At 66.7% G+C, this 19,006-nt stretch carries 18 protein-coding genes and 2 pseudogenes; 8 read left to right on the forward strand and 12 right to left on the reverse strand.

Annotated elements, in window-relative coordinates; translation table 11 throughout:
• Positions 1-8: 8 nt before the first annotated feature.
• Positions 9-629, reverse strand: a complete 621-nt coding sequence (locus tag R2B38_RS50940; RefSeq protein ID WP_318023006.1) for a hypothetical protein — start codon at positions 627-629, stop codon at positions 9-11.
• A gap of 232 nt (positions 630-861) precedes the next feature.
• On the opposite strand from R2B38_RS50940, the gene R2B38_RS50945 reads away from it, so the two are divergent.
• Complete coding sequence (locus R2B38_RS50945) at positions 862-1,236, forward strand: YybH family protein (protein ID WP_318023007.1); 375 nt, start codon at positions 862-864, stop codon at positions 1,234-1,236.
• 185 nt (positions 1,237-1,421) lie between these two features.
• Positions 1,422-1,580 (forward strand): twin-arginine translocase TatA/TatE family subunit, encoded by a 159-nt coding sequence (locus tag R2B38_RS50950; RefSeq protein WP_019059608.1) that lies wholly within the window; start codon positions 1,422-1,424, stop codon positions 1,578-1,580.
• A 78-nt stretch (positions 1,581-1,658) separates the two neighbouring features.
• Here the strand turns inward: R2B38_RS50950 and R2B38_RS50955 are convergent, their stop codons facing one another.
• Entirely contained in the window at positions 1,659-1,883 is a 225-nt protein-coding gene (locus tag R2B38_RS50955) for a hypothetical protein (RefSeq protein ID WP_318023008.1), read from the reverse strand.
• A 259-nt stretch (positions 1,884-2,142) separates the two neighbouring features.
• Complete coding sequence (locus tag R2B38_RS50960; RefSeq protein WP_033280628.1) at positions 2,143-2,718, reverse strand: TerD family protein; 576 nt, start codon at positions 2,716-2,718, stop codon at positions 2,143-2,145.
• Positions 2,719-2,913: 195 nt separating this feature from the next.
• Here R2B38_RS50960 and R2B38_RS50965 point away from each other — a divergent pair, with 195 nt between their 5' ends.
• Both R2B38_RS50965 and R2B38_RS50970 read left to right on the forward strand, forming a co-directional pair.
• Positions 2,914-3,303, forward strand: coding sequence for a BlaI/MecI/CopY family transcriptional regulator (locus R2B38_RS50965; protein ID WP_033280627.1), 390 nt, complete (start codon positions 2,914-2,916; stop codon positions 3,301-3,303).
• Positions 3,304-3,309: 6 nt separating this feature from the next.
• A complete protein-coding gene (locus tag R2B38_RS50970; protein WP_318023009.1) occupies positions 3,310-4,242 on the forward strand; it encodes a M56 family metallopeptidase in 933 nt (310 codons plus the stop codon).
• A gap of 109 nt (positions 4,243-4,351) precedes the next feature.
• Here R2B38_RS50970 and R2B38_RS50975 read toward each other — a convergent pair whose 3' ends face one another.
• The 4 genes and pseudogenes from R2B38_RS50975 to R2B38_RS50990 all read right to left on the reverse strand — a co-directional run.
• Positions 4,352-5,587: a cation:proton antiporter gene (locus R2B38_RS50975; RefSeq protein ID WP_318023010.1), complete on the reverse strand. Its 1,236-nt coding sequence runs from the start codon at positions 5,585-5,587 to the stop codon at positions 4,352-4,354.
• Between the two features lie 4 nt (positions 5,588-5,591).
• Positions 5,592-6,077 carry a cation:proton antiporter regulatory subunit gene (locus R2B38_RS50980; RefSeq protein ID WP_318023011.1) on the reverse strand — a complete coding sequence of 162 codons (486 nt, stop codon included), beginning with the start codon at positions 6,075-6,077 and terminating at the stop codon, positions 5,592-5,594.
• Between the two features lie 132 nt (positions 6,078-6,209).
• Positions 6,210-6,449: an acyl-CoA carboxylase epsilon subunit gene (locus R2B38_RS50985; protein ID WP_318023012.1), complete on the reverse strand. Its 240-nt coding sequence runs from the start codon at positions 6,447-6,449 to the stop codon at positions 6,210-6,212.
• A pseudogene (locus R2B38_RS50990) lies at positions 6,446-6,923 on the reverse strand (carboxyl transferase domain-containing protein); the annotation flags it as partial. The gene R2B38_RS50985 and the pseudogene R2B38_RS50990, both read right to left, overlap by 4 nt.
• Before the next feature lie 225 nt (positions 6,924-7,148).
• Between R2B38_RS50990 and R2B38_RS51485 the strand changes: the two are divergent.
• Positions 7,149-7,331, forward strand: a pseudogene (locus tag R2B38_RS51485) (FAD-dependent monooxygenase); the annotation flags it as partial.
• A 113-nt stretch (positions 7,332-7,444) separates the two neighbouring features.
• Here the strand turns inward: R2B38_RS51485 and R2B38_RS51490 are convergent.
• Positions 7,445-7,648, reverse strand: a complete 204-nt coding sequence (locus tag R2B38_RS51490; RefSeq protein WP_411978662.1) for a DUF6059 family protein — start codon at positions 7,646-7,648, stop codon at positions 7,445-7,447.
• A gap of 299 nt (positions 7,649-7,947) precedes the next feature.
• On the opposite strand from R2B38_RS51490, the gene R2B38_RS51000 reads away from it, so the two are divergent.
• Positions 7,948-8,076 carry a surface protein gene (locus R2B38_RS51000; protein ID WP_318023013.1) on the forward strand — a complete coding sequence of 43 codons (129 nt, stop codon included), beginning with the start codon at positions 7,948-7,950 and terminating at the stop codon, positions 8,074-8,076.
• 65 nt (positions 8,077-8,141) lie between these two features.
• Here the strand turns inward: R2B38_RS51000 and R2B38_RS51005 are convergent, their stop codons facing one another.
• From R2B38_RS51005 to R2B38_RS51020, 4 genes are all read right to left on the reverse strand, one after another.
• Positions 8,142-9,608, reverse strand: coding sequence for a WGR domain-containing protein (locus R2B38_RS51005; protein WP_318023014.1), 1,467 nt, complete (start codon positions 9,606-9,608; stop codon positions 8,142-8,144).
• A gap of 150 nt (positions 9,609-9,758) precedes the next feature.
• The gene (locus R2B38_RS51010) at positions 9,759-13,694 is read right to left on the reverse strand and encodes an ABC transporter ATP-binding protein (protein WP_411978645.1); all 3,936 of its coding nucleotides are present in this window, start codon (positions 13,692-13,694) and stop codon (positions 9,759-9,761) included.
• 395 nt (positions 13,695-14,089) lie between these two features.
• A complete protein-coding gene (locus R2B38_RS51015; protein ID WP_318023016.1) occupies positions 14,090-15,427 on the reverse strand; it encodes a condensation domain-containing protein in 1,338 nt (445 codons plus the stop codon).
• A gap of 119 nt (positions 15,428-15,546) precedes the next feature.
• Entirely contained in the window at positions 15,547-16,557 is a 1,011-nt protein-coding gene (locus tag R2B38_RS51020) for an LLM class flavin-dependent oxidoreductase (protein WP_318023017.1), read from the reverse strand.
• Positions 16,558-17,697: 1,140 nt separating this feature from the next.
• Between R2B38_RS51020 and R2B38_RS51025 the strand changes: the two genes are divergently transcribed.
• Both R2B38_RS51025 and idi read left to right on the forward strand, forming a co-directional pair.
• A complete protein-coding gene (locus tag R2B38_RS51025; protein WP_318023018.1) occupies positions 17,698-18,153 on the forward strand; it encodes an NUDIX hydrolase in 456 nt (151 codons plus the stop codon).
• 239 nt (positions 18,154-18,392) lie between these two features.
• Complete coding sequence (gene idi / locus R2B38_RS51030; RefSeq protein WP_318023110.1) at positions 18,393-18,983, forward strand: isopentenyl-diphosphate Delta-isomerase; 591 nt, start codon at positions 18,393-18,395, stop codon at positions 18,981-18,983.
• Positions 18,984-19,006 lie beyond the last annotated feature (23 nt).

Below are 19,006 nucleotides of genomic sequence, written 5' to 3' on the forward strand. Positions count from 1 at the left end.
CGGTCGGCTTACGCGATATGGCGGTTGATGAAACCGTGCCACATGGCAGAGGCGTGTTCCGGGGTGTCCCGGTGACCTCCCGCGAAGCCGAGGAGTTCTTTGCCGGAGCTCACAAAGGCGTCGAACAACTGGAGTTGGCCCGGGCGCGGGAAGATCTCGTCGTCCCACTGCAGGTGGAAGAGGACCGGTGCGGTGATGGCGGAGGCGTCGTTCAGGACGCGGTGCGGGGCGTGAAGTCCGGGATTGATTCCGGGAGTTGACCGCGTGCCGAACTTTCCGAACACCGCGCACCTCAGCCCCGGCCCGAGGGCGCGTACGGCAGCGAGACCGAAGCGCGTGCCCATGGACAGCCCGAAGTACGCCTGACGTGTCGGGTCGGCCGTCCCGGTGTCCACCAGGAGGTCACGAGCGGCGACCCAGTCGTCAGCCATGCGATCCAGCACCCGCCCGATTCCCTCGGCGGCCATCCGGCTCTGGTACCCCACCGTCGTGAGAGGTGAGGCCACCCGCTCGCCGTGGAACGGCCCGTCGATCGCTACGGCCGCGCAGCCGGACGAGGTGATCCGGTCGGCCATCGACAAGACCCGGTCGCTGTGCCGATGCCCGCTGCCGCCATGCCCGAGCAGCACCAAAGGGACTGCCCCTGACCGGCCGTTCGGCGTCCACACGGTGCCTGGAATCGTCGAGAGTGGTCGCTTGATCACGAACGAGCGCCGTGTGGAGTGATCAGAGCCTGGGCGACACTCGGACCAGACCACCTGCTGACTCACACCGCCATCAAAACACGGGGAGATCCAAGCCCGCCAAGCTTGTTCGTGGCTTTGACTGTTCATGGCTTCGACACTGGAGGGGGCCGTCCTCATGACAGATCTCGCTGCCGAGCTCACAGCGTTCATGACGCGCTACGAGCAGGCCACCAACACCCACGACATCGACCGTGTAGCGCCGTTGATCGACGCGGACGCCGTCTATTGGTTCTCCGACGGTTCCCATCGGGGCCTGGGCGAGATCACGGGAGCGATCGAGCGGACCTTCGCGGCCATCCAGGACGAGGTGTACGAAATCCAGGATCTTGAGTGGGTCGCCCTGGCCGCCGACCACGCCGTGTGCCGGTATCGCTTCTCCTGGACGGGGGTGGTCGACGGCCGGCCCCGGTCGGGACAGGGGCGCGGCACGAACGTGCTCGTGAAGCGGGAGGGCGGGTGGAGGATGCGGCACGAGCACTTGAGCCCCTGATCCGCGGATCCGGTCACCGTGATCGCGCACCGGGTCAGGCGTGCCGGCTCTCGGCCCTGCCAACCGGACGACCAGGCGGGGTTGTTGAGCGATCGCACCTCGGGAGAGACTTCTACAGCACTGTAGATTGAAGCGTGTGGCCGGTACGCCGTAGCGGCCTTGCTCCCCGGGAGAAAGCAGACCTGATGTTCGGCTTGAGCGAACTGGCCGTGATCCTTCTCGTCGTCGTGGTCGTCCTCGGGATCAAGAAGCTGCCGGAGCTGACGCGTTCGGCGGGCAAAGCGACTCGGATCTTCAAGAGCGAGGCCAGGGCGCTCAAGGAGGACGACTCCCGGCGCCCCTGACGGCGTGGGGCACGACTGAGGACGGGACGCGTCGGCCTGGTGGTTGGCTGTTGGTGATCTCGCTCGCCCACCGCTCAACTAGCCCGGCTGGGCTGCGAACAGCTCCAGGTGTGCGCAGTTGGGGCAACGATAGGCGTCGATCTGCCAGCGCGGGCGGCCCATCCTCTTGGCATTGCCGAGCGGACCTCGCTCAAGGGGGCCCGCGATCCACCGGACGAACCCGCGGGAGTTCTGTCCGGAGTCCTCGGCGAAGCCCGGCTCCAGCCCCACCGCACCGCATTGAGTGCACCGCAAGTTGTTCATTGAGGGAGTGTAATGAGCGACTGCGGGAGCCGATGAGCAGGCCCCCGGGCGCGACCCTGCTCATCGGCTGCCGCGTACCGTTCGCCAACTCCCGCGACGGGAGCCGCAGTTCGGCAGCGCTGCCACAAATGGGCGGCGGCAGAAGGGCGTTCCGCACTTCGGCACCGAACTCAGGGCGCCGCCGACCGACTTGCTCGGGCCGATCCGCCGGCGCTTGTCCAGGCCGACCGACCCACGCGGTCTCTCCCGCTACCGGTTCTCAGACACCCACGCCGAAGTCGGCGGCGATCCCCGCCAGTCCGGACGCGTAACCCTGGCCGACCGCGCGGAACTTCCACTCCGCACCGTTGCGGTACAGCTCGCCGAAGACCATCGCGGTCTCGGTCGACGCGTCCTCGGACAGGTCGTAGCGGGCGAGTTCGGCGCCGCCGGCCTGGTTGACGACGCGGATGAAGGCGTTGCGGACCTGGCCGAAGGACTGCTGGCGGTTCTCGCCGTCGTGGATCGAGACCGGGAAGACGATCTTGTCGACCTCGGCCGGTACGGCGGCGAGGTCCACCTTGATGGACTCGTCGTCGCCCTCGCCCTCACCGGTGGTGTTGTCGCCGGTGTGCTCCACCGAACCCTCGGGGCTCTTGAGGTTGTTGTAGAAGACGAAGTGCTGGTCGGAGAGGACCTTGCCCGAGGCGTTGAGCAGCAGCGCCGAGGCGTCCAGGTCGAAGTCGGTGCCGGTCGTGGTGCGCACGTCCCAGCCCAGGCCGACCAGCACCGCAGTGAGCCCCGGCGCCTCCTTGCTCAGCGAAACGTTGCCACCCTTGGACAGGGAAACACCCATGACTCATTCCTCCACACGTACCGACGGTCCGGGTCCGCGGCACGGACCCGAAATTGAATCTACAACACTGTAGAAATAATCGACGGGGACGGAACGGTGCGGCCGAGTACGGTGCCGCCGAGCAGTGCCCCGTCGATACGATGGGACGATCGCGACCCCGCGGCGGCGCAGTGGCAAACAGGAGGGAGACGGAGCGTGGCGAGACCGGATCCGCGCCCTCAGCGGCGCGCCCAGGGCGAGTTGGAGACGCAGGTGCTCACCGTCCTGCGCACGGCCGACGCACCGGTGACCGCGGCCTGGGTGCAGGAGCGCCTGGACGCCGAACTCGCGTACACGACCGTGATGACCGTGCTGAGCCGGCTGCTGGAGAAGCAGGCGGTGACCCGCGTACGGGAGGGCCGCTCGTTCGCCTGGTCGCCGGCCGCGGACGAGGCGGGACTCGCCGCGCTGAAGATGCGCAAGGTGCTCGATCGCGAACAGGACCGCCGGGCGGTGCTGGCCAGCTTCATCACCGCCCTTCCGGAGGACGACGAGCAGTTGCTGCGCGACCTGCTGGACCAGGCCGGCGACGAGTCGGCGGGCTGACGGCCCGTGGGCGTCTTCGTCTTCCTGCCGCTCGTCCTGCCGTTGACGGCCTGGCCGATCGCCCACCTGGCCACCCAGCACCTCCATCCCCGCACCGCCACAGGCCTGTTGAGCGCGATGGCCGCCGTCATGGCGCTGTGCAGCACGCTGTGCCTGGGCCTGCTGATGGTGGTCGGTACAGCCCAACTCCCGGGCAATCCGCTGCCGGACGGCTGGTCGGACCCCGAGGTGCGGGAGAGCGTGCCCCACGACGAGATCGTGGGCAAGGCCGCGATCCCCGTCCTCCTCGCCGTGGTCATGGGCTGCGGCCGAACTCTGTTGCGCCACTGGCGAGTTCGGCGCCGGGCCCATGCGGCACTCGCCGGACTGCGCGACACATCGGTCGCGGTCCTCCCCGACGACGAGCCGTACGCCTACGCGCTCCCCGCCGGACCACGCGACCGCATCGTGGTGACCACCGCTCTGCTCGCCTGCCTCGACTCCCGTGAACGCCAAGCCCTGTTCGCCCACGAGCGGGCCCACCTCACGGCCCGGCACCACCGCCACCTGCTGATCGTCCAACTGGCCGCCCGCGCCAACCCGTTCCTGCTGCCGCTGCGTACGGCGGTCTCCTACGTCACGGAGCGCTGGGCGGACGAGGAGGCCGCCCGGTCCGTCGGCAGCCGGAGAGCCGTCGCCCGTGCGATCGGCAAGGCGGCGCTCGTCTCCCGGGGTACGCCGGCACCGACGCTCGCGGCCATTGCTGCGCCGGGTCCCCTCCCTCGTAGGGTCGCCGCCCTGCTGGCCCCGCCACCCCCGGCGCGCACCTGGCCACCGCTGTTCACCGCCGTGGGTCTCGCGCTCTGGAGCGCGGCGGCGGGTGCCGCGCTGTCCGCGACGTTCTCGGCGAACTCGGCCGTGACCCTGCTGCTGCTCCTGCACGCGGCGACCCCGCTCTAGGCAGCGGGTCCGCACGGGGCGCGGGTCGTAGAGTCCGGCACGTCCCTCTCATGGCCGAAAGGACTCAACTCCCGTCGGCCACAGCGCTGTTGCGCTCGAAGAGACCGGATCACTGGCCCACCTCGTGCGGCTCCTCCGTCACGCTCTCCAGTTCGCCTGCCGTGTCAGCCGTAGGTGCTGGCCTGTGTCGCCACCCGGTCAGGCGGGTGGCCAGGGGCTCGGTGTAGCGGGCGGTGAGCGGGCCGACGATGACCAGGATCAGCACGTAAGCGGTGGCCAGGGGGCCGAGGGAGGGTTCGATGCCGGCGGTGACGGCGAGGCCGGCGATGACGATGGAGAACTCGCCCCGGGCGACCAGCGTGCCGCCCGCCCGCCAGCGGCCCTTCGCCGAGATCCCCGCGCGCCGGGCCGCCCAGTACCCCGTGGCGATCTTCGTGCCGGCGGTGACGACCGCCAGAGCCAGCGCTGGCAGCAGGACCGGCGGGATGCTCGCCGGGTCGGTGTGCAGGCCGAAGAAGACGAAGAACACGGCGGCGAACAGGTCCCGCAGCGGGGAGAGCAGGTTGTGCGCGCCCTCCGCGGCCTCTCCGGACAGGGCGATGCCGACCAGGAACGCGCCCACGGCGGCCGAGACCTGGAGCTGCTGGGCGAGCCCTGCCACCAGCAGGGTCAGGCCCAGGACGACCAGCAGCAGCTTCTCCGGGTCGTCGCTGGAGACGAAGCGGGAGATGTGGCGGCCGTAGCGGACCGCGACGAGCAGGACGAGTGCCGCGGCGCCGAGCGCGACGGCCAGGGTGAGGCTGCCCGCCGCGAGGCCCGTGCCGGCCAGCAGGGCGGTGATGATCGGCAGGTAGACGGCCATGGAGAGGTCTTCCAGGACCAGGACGCTGAGGATGACGGGGGTCTCGCGGTTGCCGAGGCGGCCCAGGTCGCCGAGGACCTTGGCGATGACACCGGAGGAGGAGATCCAGGTGACCCCGGCCAGCACCACCGCGGCGACCGGTCCCCAGCCGAGCAGCAGCGCCATGGCTGCGCCGGGCAGCGCGTTGAGGGCGGCGTCGACGAGACCGGCGGTGTACTGGGTCTTGAGGTTGGAGACGAGATCGCTGGCCGAGTACTCCAGGCCGAGCATCAACAGCAGCAGGATGACGCCGATCTCGGCGCCGATGGCGACGAACTCCTCGCTCGTGCCCAAGGGGAGCAAACCGCCCTCGCCGAAGGCCAGTCCGGCCAGCAGATAGAGGGGTATCGGGGAGAACTGGAAACGCGCGGCGAACCGGCCCAGCAGTCCCAGGGCCAGGATGATCGCGCCGAACTCGATCAGGAACCTCGCGGAGGAATGCACCGGTTCACTCCCGCCCGAGTATCGCCGCGGCCGCCTCGACGCCCTCGCGCGTGCCGATCACGATCAGGGTGTCCCCGCCGGCCAGCCGGAAGTCCGGCGTGGGAGACGGCACGGCCTCGGCCCGGCGCAGTACGGCCACGATCGAGACGCCGGTCTCGGTGCGCATCCGGGTCTCGCCCAGTACCCGGCCGTTCCAGTACGAGAGCGCCGACAGCGCGACGCGCTCCGCGACCAGCCCGAGTTCCGTGGTGGACAGCAGATTCGGGCTGTGGTGCGAGGGCAGCAGGGCGTCGATGAGCGCCGTGGTCTCCCCCGCCGTCAGCCGCACCGACAGGGCGCAGGCGTCCGGGTCGTCCGTGCGGTACGCGTTCAGCGTGCGCTCGCCGTCCCGGTGCGCGACCACCGAGACACGACGCCGCTCACGCGTCGTCAGGTCGTACCGGACCCCGATCCCTGGCAACGGCGTACTGCTCACGCGTGGAGTACCCATGTGTGTCTCCCTGTCCTCTCTGTCGGAATCCGATGCGCTGTCCCACTCCGATCGTGTCAGCCGCGGGAGTCGGCGTGATCAGGAGGGGTGAGTCGGTATCCGTTGAGAGGGGAGACGCCTACGCCATGCCGGTCACGGCGCGCCCCGGGACGTGGCGCGCGGAGCGGCGGACCAGCTCACCGCCGACTGCTGGTCCGGCTCCTCCCGGCGGCACGAGGGGGCCGGTGTCGGGTGGGCCTCGGACGTGCCGGACGTGGCCGTCCGGCGGCTGAGCACCATCGCCAACACCGCTGTCAGGGCGGCGAGTTCGGTACGGGTCGGCGTGCCGCGCCGTACGGTCAGCAGCACGGCGGCCGGCCCGTCGGCGCTCACTGCGGCTGGTTCCCGTGCTTGCGGCTGGGCAGCGGGACGTGCTTGGCGCGGAGCATGGCGAGCGCGTCGACGAGGCGCGCGGGTCTCCGCCGGGTCGATCACGTCGTCGACGAGGCCGCGCTCGACGGCGTGGTACGGATGCATCAGCTGGGCCCGGTACTCCTCCATGTACTGCTCGCGGGCGACCTCCGGATCAGGGGCGGCGGCGATCTCCCGGCGGAAGACCACGTCAGCGGCGCCTTCCGCGCCCATCCCGATGTCGAGGACGCCGGCCAGCGAGGAGGGCTGGTTGGCGACGATGCCCACGACCTGGCCGTCGAGCCGGGCGAGCGCGCAGAGCGGGTCCGCGGAGTCATCGGCCGCGGCCCGGACTGCGGCCGGATCGTCCGCGCGCACTGCGTCGTCGGGTCGGACGGCCGCTACTCGAAGGTCCGGCAGCTCGCGGACCTGCCGTACGACCGGATCGGCGCCTTCGACCAGGACGTGCTGTGGTTCAAGCTCCCCGCCGGGGACGCCCTTCCTCGGGACGTGCGGATCTTCCGGGCGGGCGGCAACCCCGCCCTCGCGTACGCGTCCTACCCGGACGGCATCCAGATCGGCTGGACCCTGCCGCACAAGGGGGTACCGGGAGCTTGCGTCGCACGGCCTCGAACATGTCAAGGAGCAGCTGAGCAGGGCCGTACCGGAGCAGACGGGGCGGTGCGGCCGGGCCTGCTCCTCATCGGGGACAGCGCGCACACGCACGGGCCGATCGGCGCCCAGGGCATCAATCTGGCGATCCAGGACGCGGTGGCGGCGCATCCCACGCTCATGTCGTCGCTGCGCTCCGGCGACGACGGCACCGGACCGCTTCGGGAGTACGTCACGAGCCGCGGGCGGGACGTCCGGCGGATCATGAAGATCCAGCGGATGCAGAGCAAGGTGATGCTGTCGACCGGGGGTTCCTCGTCCGCGATCCGCCCCAGGGCGGCCGCGGTGGTCTCCCGTACGCCGGTCTACCGCACCGTGCTGAACCAGCTCGCCTTCGGCAACCGGGCGATCGACATCCGTGGGACCTGTTCCGGCCCGCCGTGCGGCGCTGAGCGGTCACTCGCCGGGTGCTCGGGGCGCAGGAAGGCCAGCTCCTCGGTGAGTTCGCGCTCGAGCGGGCTCAGCGGCAGATCGGGCAGCAACCGCTCCGGGTGGCCGAGAGGCAGCACGGCGGCGGTGGACCGGCGGGGGACGGACGCCTTGCCGGTCCGCTGCCTCAGCTCCGCCAGCGCTTAGAAGGCCTCCGGAATGACGAGGCAGAAGGAACCCAGAGCCACCAGGGATCGCAGGCCGGAACGGCAGAACGCCCTCCAGACCGTCCTGTTCCGTGAGACACCGTCCATGATTCCGTCTCCCAGTCGTCCGTCGGCCATGTCACGGGCCAGCATGCGGACCACGCGTCGGAAACGGCTGGACGATCGTCCGTGTCTCGTTAAAGCGCACCGACGGGCACAACGGAGGAGCCACAGTGAACGAGACCATTCCCCCGGAGAACGGGCCGTCCGCGGAAGAGGAGTCGTGGGGCCCGCCCCCGCTCCTCGCGGGCGAGGACGACGACACGCAGCCGGAGCCGCACATCTGCCGCGGCATCGACTGACCGAACCCGCGGAGAGGGCAGGGCAGTTGGGCGACGGGCACGTCCGGTGTTCCGCCGCCCGCCCGTCACACCAGGCGCCTGATCTCCCCCCGCACCCGGTAGAAGCCGGCCGAGGAGGAATGCAGCGCGTCCACCACATAGCGCGCTCCGGGCTCGCGTATCGCGCGCGGGAACTGGACGTTCCAGCCCGGCTCATAGCCCTCGGAGACCACATGGACCCGCACGCGGCCGCCTTGCTCGAAGCACTCGACGACGACTCCGCTCCCGGCCGCGGGGACGGTGCTGACCGTGGCGACGGACGCGGCGGTGGTCAGCGGCGCGTACGTCGGCATGGCGGCCGCCAGCTTGATGTCCGCGGCGACCGGCACGGTGCCCGACTGGGCGGCGGTGATCGCGGCCTCGCTCGCGTCGATGCAGGCGAGCGAGCCGTCCGTGGAGACGATGTACAGCCGCTCGTCGTGGTACTGCATCGAGAGCGCCGAACCGCCGCCCGTGCCGAGCTTCCACAGCCGGGTGCCGTCGGCGGTGAAGCAGTAGACGGAGGAAGCCGAGTCGCCCGCGAAGACGTACCGGCCACCGGCGGACGTGGCGCACGAGTACACGGCGGCATCGCACTGGTACGAGGCCTCGATGGCCCCGGAGGACTTCGCGAGGCGCTGGACGACCCGCCGACCGGTCCCGGCGTAGACCGCGTGCTCCTCCTGCCAGCCGAAGAGCACGTTGCCGTTGGTCGCGGTGTGCCAGAGCTGTCTGGCGCCGTCCGCCGCGTAGGCCGTCACACCCTGGCTGTGCCCGTGGTAGACGGCGTGGTCGTCGGCCCGCACCATCCACGCGTTCTCCCCGGACGAGTTGCGGGACCACTGGAGTTCGTCCTCGTGGTCGATGACCGTCAGGCCGCCGTTGCGGTCCGAGACGTTCAGCACGCCCGCGTGGATGTCCAGCCAGAAGATGTCGACCTCGGCCGCGATGTCGTAGGCCGCGAACGGCACCTTCGAGGAGAGGTCGTACACCCGGCCGTCGTCGCAGCCCGCGTAGATCCAGAAGTCGTCCGCGACCAGGCACTTCACGCCGTCGGGCAGCGAGTAGTGCGCCAGCACCTCACCGTCATGGCTCAGGTTGTAGACGCTGCCGTGCTGGTTGCCGACCCAGCAGCGGTCCTCGTCCACGTGGATGCCGAACGCCGAGGCGCCGGTGCGGAACCGCCACAGCACCGGGGCGGTCGCCCGCGCCGTCGACGGGGCGGACGTCACCTGACGGCGCGTCACGGGGCGGGCCGCACGCTGCCCTTGGACCGCGGGCGCGTATCCCTTGCGTACCTTCTCGGCTATCTTCTTCGCCGCTGCCGCCTGCGCCTTCTCGGCGGTCGGAAAGGCGGAGGTCTGGTGCTGCCCGTCCACGCCGATCCGGCCGTAGCGCACGGAGACGGTGGTCCCCTCGACAGTCACCTCGTAGAACTTGTGGGCGCCACCACTCTCCTGAGACAGCTCCAGGTACGTCGTGTTCCCCGACTGTCGTGTCTGCGCAGCGGACACAGCACACCCCTCCCCAAAGGCCCGGTCGGCCGGTACGGCCGATCTTCAGTGACTCCAAACTAGTGGTGACCACTGACATCGCCGTCCCGGGGCCGATTCCGGGGCTTCGGGTCTCCGGGTTTCCTCAAAAGGGCCGGTAGACGCAGAGGCCTACGTTTCGAGCACGGTGTGCGCTCCTGCCTGGCCGGCCGTTTCGAATGCCTCCCACATCGAGGCGTACTTACCACCCTCAGCGAGCAACTCCTCGTGCGTCCCGGCCTCGATGATCCGGCCGCCATCGAGCACGACGATGCGGTCCGCGGTCCGGGCCGTCTGCAGGCGGTGCGCGATCACGATCGCGGTCCGGCCGTGCGAGACGCGCCGCATCGCCGCTGTGACCCGGGCCTCGGTGGCGAGGTCGATGTTGGAGGTGGCCTCGTCCAGCAGGAGCACGGTGGGGTCGACCAGCTCGGCCCTGGCCAGCGCGATGAGCTGGCGCTGCCCGGCAGACAGGGACCGGCCACGTTCGGCCAGCTCGTGCAGATAGCCGCCTGGCAGCCCGGCGATGAAGTCGTGGGCACCGACGGCCCCGGCCGCCGCCTCGACCTCGGTGTCGGTGGCGCTGGGCCGACCGTAGGCGATGTTGTCGCGGACCGACCCGGTGAACAGAAAAGCCTCCTGCGGCACATAGCCGAGGCAGCGCCGGTACGACAGCAGGTCGAGCGTGCGGAGATCGCGGCCGTCGACGCGGATGGCACCCTCCTCCGGATCGTAGAACCGTGCCACCAACTTCATGATTGTCGACTTGCCCGCTCCTGTTTCGCCGACGAGCGCAACCGTCTCGCCGGACGCGATACGCAGGCTGATGCCGCATAGCGCCTCGGGTGGCTTGGTCGCCAGGGCGTCGGCGTGCTGGAGACTCCGCACGTCTTGCGGGCCACTGCGTTCCGGCGCGGATCCGCGCCGGGTCGCCGTGGCCGGGTAGGAGAAGTGCACGTTGTCAATGACCACCTCACCGGACAGCTGATCCGCTTCCTGGGGATTCTCGGGGTTCGGGGTGAGAGTGTCGATCTTCATGAGGTCAGCAATACGGTTCACTGAAATCCGGGTCTGCTGCCACGAGTCGAAGACCTGCGAAAGCTGATCGATGGGTGAGAGGAACAGCTCGATGTAGAGGATGAACGCGATCAGCGCGCCCGCGGTCAGGTGCCCGGACGTGACCAGTCCAGCTCCCACACCCAGAACGATGACCACGGCAGCGTCCGGGAGGAACTGCACGAACAGGAAATAGGCAAGCATCAGTCGTTGGGCCGAGAGCCGGGCGACCACATAATCATTGCCGAGTCGCTGGTACTGAGCCTTGGTGATCTCCTCGTGGACGAAGGCCTGGGCTTCGCGTACCCCGGACAGGCTCTCCTGGAAGTCGGCGTTGACGAGGGCGATCCGTTCCCTGGCCCGGTCGTAGAGAGTGGTGCCCCGTCGCCGGTACAGCGCAGTCACCACGACAAGCGGCAGGACGACGAGAAGCATCACGGCTGCCAGTTCGGGGTTGAGTACGAACAGGGCCACACCCACACCGACGAAAGTCACCAGCGAGACAATCGCGGACAGCACACCGTTCTTGATCAGCGACTCGAACTGACTGACGTCAGTGGTCATCCGCGTCATGATCCGCCCGGCCATCTCGCCCTCGTAGTAGTCGATGGACAGTCGCTGCAACTGGGCCCAGATCCGGATTCGCAGGCACAACATGATGCGCTGGGCGACCCTGCCCGTCACGAACGTGCCGCCGACCTCGACAGCCGTGCCGGCCAACGCCACCATCAGGTAGATGCCCGACGCGGTGAAGAGGGCGACCTCGGATCCGGCCGTCACGCCGCTGTTGATGCCGTTCTTGATCAGATAGGGGCCGGCCAGCGAGGCGAGGGCGTCGAGGACGACGAGGAGCAGGCCGAGCAGGAGGGGGCGGCGGAACTCCGCCAGGAGCCGGCCCAGGCTGAACGAGGGGTCCCTGCGTGACTCGGTCTCAAGGTCGACAGCCGCGACGTCGCGCACCGGCTTGAGCGCCACGGCACGGCTCAGCGGTTCGGGAGTGGCCGCCACGTCGCCGCGCTGAGTACGGCCGCCATCACCCTGGCTGGTCCGCCGCTTCTCGTTCGACATCGCGGCAGACGTTCCGGCCGCGGAGGGCGATGCCAGTGTCTCGATCACACCGTCGGCCACGTCCCCCTCGAGCTCTTCACCGAGCAGTGTCCGGTACAGGACGCTGCGCTCCATCAGCTCGTCGTGCGTGCCGGTATCAGCGACCTGCCCCTGGTGCATGACGACGATCTGGTCCGCGAGGTGCAGTGTCGAACGGCGGTGCGCGATCAGGATCGTAGTCCGCCCTGCCATCACCTCGCGCAGCGCGTCGTGGACGGCCTCCTCGGTGGAGGCATCCACCGCGCTGGTCGCGTCGTCAAGGATCAGGACCCGGGGGTCGTACAGCAACGCCCGGGCCAGGGCCACCCGCTGACGCTGCCCGCCCGACAGGCTCTGGCCCCGCTCGCCCACCACGGTGTCGTAGCCACGGGGCAGGTCCATGATGAAGCCGTGAGCACCGGCGGCACGCGCCGCCAGTTCGATGTCGGCACCACGGGCGTCCGGGCGCCCGTAAGCAATGTTCCCCCGGACGGAATCGGAGAACAGGAAGCTCTCCTCGAATGCCACACCGACCTGGCCGCGCAGGGAGCGCAACGTCACGTCCCGTACGTCATGGCCGTCTACGAGCACAGCGCCCTGCCGCACGTCATAAATGCGCGACACCAGCGCCACCGCGGTCGACTTCCCGCTCCCGCTCGCGCCGACGATGGCTACGCGCGACCCGGCCGGGATGTGCAGATCGAGGCCGCGCAGCACCTCGGCGCCATCTCCATAGGCAAAGTGAACACCGGAGAAGGTGATCTCACCGCGGAGAGCCGGCAATTCTTTCGCGTCGAGCGCGTCGGTGATGGCTGGGCGCATGTCGATGAGCTGGAAGATGCGTTCGGCACCTGCCCTGGCCTGCTGCGCGATGATGGGAAGACGGGCCAATCTCCCGGCGGGGGGCACGAGTTGGGCAACGTAGGTGGAGAAGGTCAGGAAGGTGCCCAGGGTGATCTCGTGGCGCAATGCCATCCAGCCACCGAAGGCGAGGATGGCGACCTGCCCGAAGACCGGAATGGCCTGCAGGACCGGCTGATAACGGGCCTGCAGCCGCACTACGCGCATCTGCGAACCGTAGAGGTCCCGTGACGCCTCGGTGACCCTCCTGAGTTCCTGTTCCTCCCGGCCGAAAGCCTTGACGACTCGCACGCCGCTGAGATCCTCGTCGACGATCTGGACGACGTCACCCACGCGCTGCTGGGCGTCCCACGTGGCGGGGAACACCTTCTTCCGCATTTTGTAGGAGACACCGAGCACCATGGGCACGATGGCAACACTGACGATGGCCAGCAAGGGGCTCAGAAACAACATCACCCCGACCGACAGGACCACCCGGAGGGCGTCACTGCTCAGAAAGGGGAAGTAGTTGAGCAGTCCCTGGACCAGGGTGGTATCGGAATTGGCCCGCCCGACGAGCTGGCCCGTCGGCATGCGGTCGCGGGTCTCCGCATCCATGGACTGCAGGCGGTCGTGCATGGCATTGCGCAGGTCGCACTCGACTTCAAGGGCAAGGCGAGCACCGGACAGACGGCGGACGAATTCGAAGCCGACCGTAGCGGCACCGAGTGCTAGGAACAGGGCCAGCCACGGCGACAACGCCGACCTGTGGGTGAGGATGACACCGTCGATGATCTGCCGCACGACCAAGGGCGTGGCGATCATGCAGGTGCTACCCAGTACCGCGCCAAGCAACGAGAGCATCATTGCCTTGCGGTGCCGGAGCATGTGGGCCAACAAGCGCCGAACCCATCCCGGACCGGCCGGTGAATCTGCTGTCACCGACTTTCGCTCCGCCTGGCGACATGGTGCTCGGCGAGACGGTCGCCCATGGCCGGCTCCAGCCCGACTTCCCGGAATTACGGTCTTCCCCACTGACGCTCCCGCCTGTTGGATGGCTGCTATTGAATGCGGTGTCCATGGCATATAGCTGGCCGGTGCGGGCCGCTCAGCTCGTCCGTGCGGGGCTGCCGTTTGATGATGGCCGAGCCGGAAAGTCCGGACTTGGACCGGCCCAGAAATCGGTGGAGTGGTTGGACAGGGCCGGAATATCGCGACGGCCAGGGACGTCTCTCCCTCGACCGCACTTCACAGAGCTCCGGAATCATTCCGGTTCTGCTTCCAGGCGCATTCATGATCACTCTGCGATTCAATTGAACAACGTAGCGTAAATGCTCGATTCCTGCACGGAGTAGCCACACAGCCGGTCGCCGATACTCCAATGCATACAGACCCGTTCAGTCGACACATTCCCCGGTCGCCATCCATATTCATGGAGTACGAGAGTCCGGAACCTGCACGGCGCCGAGGCACCATCACCCTCAATCGGCTGTCGTGTTTTCAGATGCCAGGTAAGCTCTCGCGAATCGCATGGGGTTCTGCAGCGGCTCCGTGTCCCCCAAGGCCACCCCGACCGCCAGGGCCTCAACTGCCAGCAAAATGCGCTGAATGGGAAAATCCGGGAAGTACGAGTCATGGACAGCGACGGAGAGCAGCTGGCTGCCGTCATCCCGGAGACCGAATGACAGAAAACGAGATCCGCCTTGATACACGTGTTCACGCAGTTCGATCTTCGTCTGCTTCACGAAATCTTGAATTTTCTCTGCCGCTCCGTCGTAAATCTCCCCTTCCGCAGAATTTCTCGTGTCATTGAATGACAAGTCGAAAGCCCTCTTACACTCCTTCCCTTCATCGAGGTCTGTGAGCATCAGCTGAAGTGCCCGCTCGTCGTAGCGACTGAATCTGTAACCCTTGATGCTCTCTTTCCAGGCGTCATTGACTATGACCTCGAAAGGCATGCCAAGCGACTCCAGCACCCCAGGGGCAAACTGCACAAGCTCCCCGATGAAGGAACGCTCTTCCGAGTTCAAACGATTGGGGGACGGCAACAGAAAAGAGGACGTTTCGCGCCCGATGAGCGCACCGGAAACCACTGAAATAGCGGCTAGATAGACAACGGATGTACTCGTTGAATAATTCCTTGAGATGACCGAAACGGCAGCCCTCATTGCATAAGAGTCCATCACTGCCGACCGAGCTCCGTCTTGCGGAAGCTTTTCTAGAACAGACTTCCAATAGTCAAGGGAGCGCGCGCTCTTTTCTTGCCACTTCGTCGATTGCTCCAGCTGAGCTCGGTCCACGGGATGCATTCGCGGTACCGGCGGCCGGCCATACTCCCCGGAAAAGTAAGCACCGAGGGCCGCACCGAGTTCCCTGCAACCGTGACCATCAATCGCAAGGTGGGAAACCAGACAAATAAGGTGCGTCGGAGCGTCAGCACAAGTCACTATGGCGAACAATGCCCCGAACTCGGCTGTAACATCAAAGCGCTCCTCCTTAAGGCGGCGTATTGCGCTTTGAATGTCAGATTCTACGGTGGATTCCCCCGCCGGAATTATGAATATATCCGCCGAACCGATTCTTTTAACCTTTTGACAAGGCTGGCCGTCGACACCCAGAGGAAATAACGTTCGCAGCGCCTCAAACTCCTCGAATGCCCATTTCGCGACGTTTCCGACTTCGCGGACACCCCTCCCTGGCGGAACGGCCTGGACATGCACGAACGACCGGTACTTGAGGTGAGAGCCTCGCCAGGTCCTCTGCTGTGCCCAGGTAAGAGGGGCGATCGCGTCACGGTCACCTTCGAAGTGAATCGTCATTTTATCCATTTTCGCCTCTTTTTCATTTCCTGTCCCATTGACAGAAACGTCGTCCGGATTCGAAACATGGAAAAGCCCTCCCCGTTCACCGCTCGACCCTGCCCCCTCGCGGCACCGTGTCATTCGCGACCTCGGAGCTCAGAGAGCACCGCTGCGGCATGACGGAAATCGTCCTCGCTCGCCAACCTGCCGCCCAGCAGCACCGTGGTCACTCCGAGCTTCAAGTACTGCTCCAGGTAGTCAGCCACGTCGTGGTACCCGCCGACCAGCAAAGGGACGCTGCCCCCTCCTCGATAGGCGCCCGTCCAGTACACCCCGTCATATGTGGTGTCCTCGGATGCCAGGTTCGCGAGGCGGCGGCTCCAGTCGGACTCCGAGTGCTTGCGCATCGACGTCTTGATCTGAGCCAACCGGTCAGCTGGGTAAAGGGCCCGTGCGGCAGACCACGCTTCATCTCCGTCAGGTCGGGCCACCAGACCGACACGAATGGCTGTGCGCGGTCCGCCCTGCTCCCGACGCGAGAATGTCTTCGCGAACTGAGCCAACGGCTCAGGGTGAGTGACCGCTACGTCCCCCACTGCGGCGGCCGCCTGGCGGCTTGCCGGGGAAGAGCCGGCAACGAAGATACGCGGACGCTCATCCGGCTCCAGCCTCGCATTGATGCGCAGCGCGCGGTAACGGTAAAAACGCCCCTCGTGAAAGAGCGGTTCGTCGGAGGAAAGAAGAGAGCGAAGTACCACGCTGTATTCGACCGCCCGATCGTAGCGGTCATCGTGATCGAGCTGCTCACCTACCTGGGAAAGCTCTCCTTCCGCCGCACCAGTGACCAAGTTAATGTCTATGCGGTGCCGGTGAAGTCTGGTCAGGGAATGGATCAACTTGGCCGCCGTGGCAGGCGGCAGCGCATATGGCTGCAGAGCCACCAGCGGTGTGACGGACTTGGAGTTCTGCAGGATCACAGAGGCGACGATCCAAGGATCGATGCTCTGATGGTTGTAGAAGGTCAGCAGCCCGTCGACCCCATGGCGCTCGGCTCGTTGTGCGAGTTCGACTATGGCTTGGAGTGTGTCTCCCCGTTCCGTCCGTTGTGTGACCGCGGTTCCGTACACATCGAAGCGCACTCCTGCCATGGCGTGTCCTTCTGGGAAGTGTCAGTGCTGCTTGGAAAGGGAGCTGCCCTGGTGGTGTTCCTCGCTCCTCTCCGAGCCCTCGCTCGGACCGTCGATCACCGACCACAAGGAACTCGAGGTCGTGCCGCGGGCACGTACCACTGGGTCAAATCTCAGCCGCATGAATGTATCCGTGTCCATGGCTCAAGAGAACAAGTTGCATGAGGCGTTGATATTAGACAGCTGCTTCTACCCTGACAACACCTCGGTGCGCTTCCCCGGCATCGCAGGAAGGTTTCAAGGGCCACTGTTTCCGCTTCGCGAAGTGGATCTCCTTTGCGGCGATTTGATAGGTTCCAGGGCCACACAAGCTGGGTGGCCCTGGCAGGCGCGGCGTGCCGGGCAGCCTGGGGGACTTGACGGTCGATTTCCCCGGCAGTGTGGTCGATCCGCCGGCCGCGGAGGCAGGCATCAGCTATGAACAGGCTATGAGTCAGTGATCGCGGGCACGTCGGCGACCTGCACTTTCTTCGTGCACTCGGTGCGCACGGCGGTGACGGACAGGAACTGGAACGCGGGCACGAACAGGACGATGTGACCACACGTCAGATCACATCCTGTTGCGCACATATCAACACGCATGCTTGAATCCATGGGCCCTGCAGCAAGCGCTCTCATACCCCAGGCTGCGGTGTTCGAAAACTGTGAGTTCCATGAGAAACCGCACAGCGTTAGGGGGAGGAATGGTTGAGCGATCCAGAGTCCCGCGTTCCGATTTCGGCTGTGACTCACATGCTTCGCGAGGGACCTGCCCTGGACATCTGCTGAGAACATCGACATCACGCCGGACGAACATCGCCGAAGAGTGAGGATGCCGGGGTTCGAAGGCCCGAGGGAAGGGCGTAAGACGGCAGGCGCCAAGGTTGTGGAGTTCCTACGGCAGTGGGGCTCCGCCCATCGGCCAGAGAGACCGGAGACGGATCTCATCACTCGCACGTCGGGACAGCGGCGCTTTTCGGAATCCTCGTCCCCGCGATCCGCGGACGGCAGCGCGCGTCTCTGCGTGTGCTACCAGCCGACTGTCCGGGGAAGCGATATCCCGCCTGTCCGGGGAAGCGATATCCCGCGCCGTGCGTTTCCCCTGCGAGCGGGACGGAAGATATGAGCTGTGAGGTGCCCGAGGAGCTTCGTCTCCAGCGATTCGCGGCGTACGGCATTGTCCGCAGGAACGACTGCGTGCTCCTTGTCCGGATAGGCCCTAAATCTGTGGACGACTACGGTAAATGGATGCTGCCCGGAGGCAAGATCGAGCACGGGGAACACCCACTCGACACCGTGGTGCGTGAGTTCAAGGAGGAGACCGGCTACGACGTCGGCGTCATTCGTCTGCTCGATGTCGACGCAGAGCATCGCCAGTTGAGCACTCCTCTCGACTTTCATGCCATCTTTTCTCTGTACGAGGTAGAAATCACTGGCGGAAACCTCAACCCCGCGGGCCATGGCGGAGTTGAGGCTTGCGCCTGGGTCGACATCGCCGATCTACCGGATCTGCCGCTGTTGACGCCCATCAGGACGGCACTCGACAGGTTCCTGCCGCACGTCGGCTCCGGGACATGAACAGCACGTCAGGGTAACCGAGTTCACGACTCTGGCGAGCCTCGCAACGGAGAATGAATCCTTGACAGGTCACCTGCACGCAAGAGAACGTTAACCGGGTGCTCACGGAGCAGACATCAACCTTCGTGGGATACCTGTCGAGATTCCGTCGTGGAGTGCGGAGTCGATTCCCCGCAGCTGACCTGAGCGCATATGAAGTCACGCTGACAGAAATAGACGGAGGACTTTCAGTGGGGTCGATCGTCGACTTAAGTGACACTTCCAACAGTGGCAAAAAAGGCATTAGCCAGGAGGAAATCCTCCTGGAACTCGTCGACGCCGAGGGGCGCACCGTCGGGACGTCGGAGAAGATCGCCGCCCACCGTATGCCCGGCACCCTGCACCGTGCCTTCTCAGTGTTTCTCCTGGACTCCGAAGGCCGCATGCTGCTCCAGCGGCGCGCGCTGACGAAGTATCACTCCCCCGGCGTCTGGTCCAACTCCTGCTGCGGGCACCCCTATCCCGGTGAAGCCCCCTTTCACGCAGCCACCCGGCGCACCATCGAGGAACTCGGCGTCGCACCGTCACTGCTGGCGGCTGCTGGCACGAAAACCTACCGCCGTCCCGACCCGACCTCCGGCCTCGTCGAACACGAGTTCAATCACCTGTTCGTCGGACGCATCGAGACGCCGGCCGAGCCCGACCCGGCCGAGGTAGACGACATCACCTTCGTCACCCCGGGCGAACTCGCCGAACGTCAGGCCTCAGTCACCTTCTCGGCCTGGTTCAGCGACGTGCTCGACGCCGCACGGCCGGCACTACGTCGACTGGACGGCGCGTCCGCCTGGTAGCGGTCCGACTCCCGTGGCACGTG

It is taken from the genome of Streptomyces sp. N50, assembly GCF_033335955.1.
Lineage (GTDB): Bacteria > Actinomycetota > Actinomycetes > Streptomycetales > Streptomycetaceae > Streptomyces.